This is a genomic window from Okeania sp. SIO2B9 (genome assembly GCF_010672505.1).
Taxonomy (GTDB): Bacteria; Cyanobacteriota; Cyanobacteriia; order Cyanobacteriales; family Microcoleaceae; genus Okeania; species Okeania hirsuta.
The window spans coordinates 1-2,757 of sequence record NZ_JAAHGK010001047.1 but is presented as its reverse complement, the minus strand read 5'-3'; the positions used below and the strand labels follow the sequence as shown (position 1 = coordinate 2,757).

Annotated in this window: 2 protein-coding genes; both read left to right on the top strand. The window is 32.9% G+C overall.

What is annotated here, in order from left to right; translation table 11 throughout:
* The first annotated feature begins 869 nt into the window (after positions 1-869).
* Positions 870-1,349, top strand: a complete 480-nt coding sequence (locus F6K13_RS27070) for an antitoxin Xre/MbcA/ParS toxin-binding domain-containing protein (protein WP_124144860.1) — start codon at positions 870-872, stop codon at positions 1,347-1,349.
* Between the two features lie 335 nt (positions 1,350-1,684).
* Positions 1,685-2,200, top strand: coding sequence for an RES family NAD+ phosphorylase (locus tag F6K13_RS27065; protein WP_124144861.1), 516 nt, complete (start codon positions 1,685-1,687; stop codon positions 2,198-2,200).
* The last annotated feature ends 557 nt before the right edge of the window (positions 2,201-2,757 follow it).

Here is a 2,757-nt window from a genome sequence, read left to right as displayed (position 1 = left end):
TCAAAGAAAAAGCCAAAAACATTCAAAACTATGTGGCCTTTTATCCTCGCGTACAAATAGAAAGCTAGGGTAAAAATGTGTCCTAAAATCATTAAGTCTGGCCACAATTATTTCTCTTGTCCACTCGCCTTCTAGAAAAACAGTTTAGATCGAGTCAAATCAAAGCTATAACAGTTACACCCAACGGGAATAAAAAAATAATCCCGAATCCCTACTGGAAGGTAGAGCAGACTAGAAACAAAGGGCGAGAAATAAATACTCTATTCAAAACTGCATAAATTTATTTATGGGTTTTTTTGTTTCTTATTCAACTTTAACAAAAACTATGTAACATTGTTGTCTATAATTTTCTAGACATCAGATCAAGTCACTAATAAGGAATATGGTTTCTAACGGTCTCATCTTTATACTTTTTCTCATCTTTCTGATCCTCCTGTTTTTTGGATCTTCTCTCTAGAGTATCGAGCTTATCAGAAAAAATTAGAGGTTTATAGTATAAATCATGGTCATAATAGTTATAAATTAATTATATTCTGGATATTTAGCTTCAGATATAGCAACTAGCACTCAGCTATATCCAGGAAACTTTTTTCCCTAATGTTATCTTGCTTTTACGGCGGGTTAAACTACTGAATTAATATGTATTGCAGGGAACAGCGGTGCAACCCCCCGTCGGTGGTAGACGCATCTGGTATCCCACTCCTGTGAGGGAACAGTGAGAAAAACTTTTTCCTATCTAAGCTTCATCATCAACATAAGTCCTAACTATCCCGTTCTTTGTTATAAAATCTGATCAATATAAAATTTAAATCACTTTTTTAGACATCTGGCATTATAATATTAGACACATGACCTTCAAGGATGTCCAGATGTTATCTCCAGATCAAGTTTCTCAGAACTCAGAAACTGAAACCATCCCCAGAATCTATCAAATTTTAGGATTTGAGCAAATACCTCAAAATATTTTGGAATTGCCCCAAGAACTACAAATAGTCAGTATAATTCGTCAGGGATTTTCCATAATTTCTGTGATTAAAGTAGCTGAATATTGTGGAATTTCTGAGTCACAAATGGCTGCTTTATTAGCAACTTCTGAACGTACTATATCTAGGCGCAAGAAAGATCAGAAACCTCTAGATCTTTCAGAATCAGATAGACTGTATCGTGTTGCTAGAATTTTTGCACAAACCTTAGATATATTTGAAAATTTAGAAATAGCAAGAGATTGGCTGAAAAAATCAAATCGTGCCTTGGGTGGCAAAACTCCTTTAGAACTATTAGATACGGATGCAGGTACACAACAAGTAGATGAACTTTTGAATAAAATAGAGTATGGAGTATATAGCTAATTATTCATTATTAATCGTTCATTTCTTTTAGTCGTGAATAAAAAAATATATAAAGGCAGGTTGAAAACCTGCCCACAGGTGTTTTTTTAAGAAAATAATTCAGGATTTACAAGCCGAAAAATAGATAGATATTATCAGCATTTTTATTCTATTGATTCTGTGGCACTGTCAAAATGAATCAAAGAATTGAATACTTCTGATCATCAACCGAGCTTATATGAATCTTGAATAAGGAGTCAGGAAAAAAATTAATTAGTAGCTAGTCTGAGTCTTTCAATCATTTATTCCGAACCCTAAATTTTTCTTCAATTTTAGTAGTTTACAAGATAATAATTATGAGTTTAATAGTATGGCGAATATCTCATAAAAAACATATTAATAGTGTTTTTAAAGCTGAAGCTTCTAGTTATAGCAGAGGGCGTTGGAATTCTAAAGGTACATCCTTGATTTATACTTCAGCCACATTATCTCTAGCGACATTAGAAACTTTAGTCAGTATGGAAATAGAAAATTTTGGCAATATATTTGTATCTATTGGTGTAAAAATTCCTGATAATTTTCCGATTAAACAAGTAGATGAAAATTTATTGCCCCATAACTGGCGTGATACTTCTCCACCTGCCGTTTTAGCATCGATTGGAGATAAATGGTTAACTGCTAAAACAACAGCAGTTTTAAAGGTTCCTTCTGCTATTATTCCTCAAGAATATAATTATTTGATTAACCCTTTACATCCTGATTTTGAGAGAATTTCAATTTATCCACCTCAATCTTTTACCTTAGACCGCAATCTCAAAAGTATCGAAAAAAAATTATTGACGGAATCTTATACGGTAGTTCTAAATAAGTAATAATTTTGGCATTTTACCTCTTGATAATCAAAGGGATATCACAACCAATGTACTTATATAATGTCCGCTTAATACAACGATAATAAAGTTCTTAGGTTGTAGGTTGTAGGTGGTAGGTGTAAATTCAAAAGGGAACACTGGAGGTGGCAAAAATTTGGGATATTCTTTCTATATCTCAGGGATAAAATTTTTATTATACTTAATCATCCGAAAATGGTATTACATATTTAGGCCTTGCTGATTAACTCTAAAAGCCTTTATCTGTAAATCCTTTAATCTTTTTGATGAGAAAAAAGTGCAAGCTTTTCGCTCCAAAAAGCTGAAAATGTGAGGATTTTCAGCAAACCTAGAGGGAAAAATCTTAGATAATTATTCCTCCTGACTCCTGAAGACTGACTCCTACACAAATACTTTTTCAGCAAACCCTATTTAGGAGCATCTCTTATACCATTTCTTTGTGACGCACTTAATAATTTTTGCTCAGACTTTATTGCACTGATTATTTTTATCGTTAATTCCAGCAGCTTCTTCTAAAGGAACGGTAATCCTTTTTCCGA

Bases quoted from the DNA above. Each gene is read 5' to 3' on its own strand.
- F6K13_RS27070 (WP_124144860.1), top strand. From the start codon at position 870: ATGTTATCTCCAGATCAAGTTTCTCAGAACTCAGAAACTGAAACCATC.
- F6K13_RS27065 (WP_124144861.1), top strand. From the start codon at position 1,685: ATGAGTTTAATAGTATGGCGAATATCTCATAAAAAACATATTAATAGT.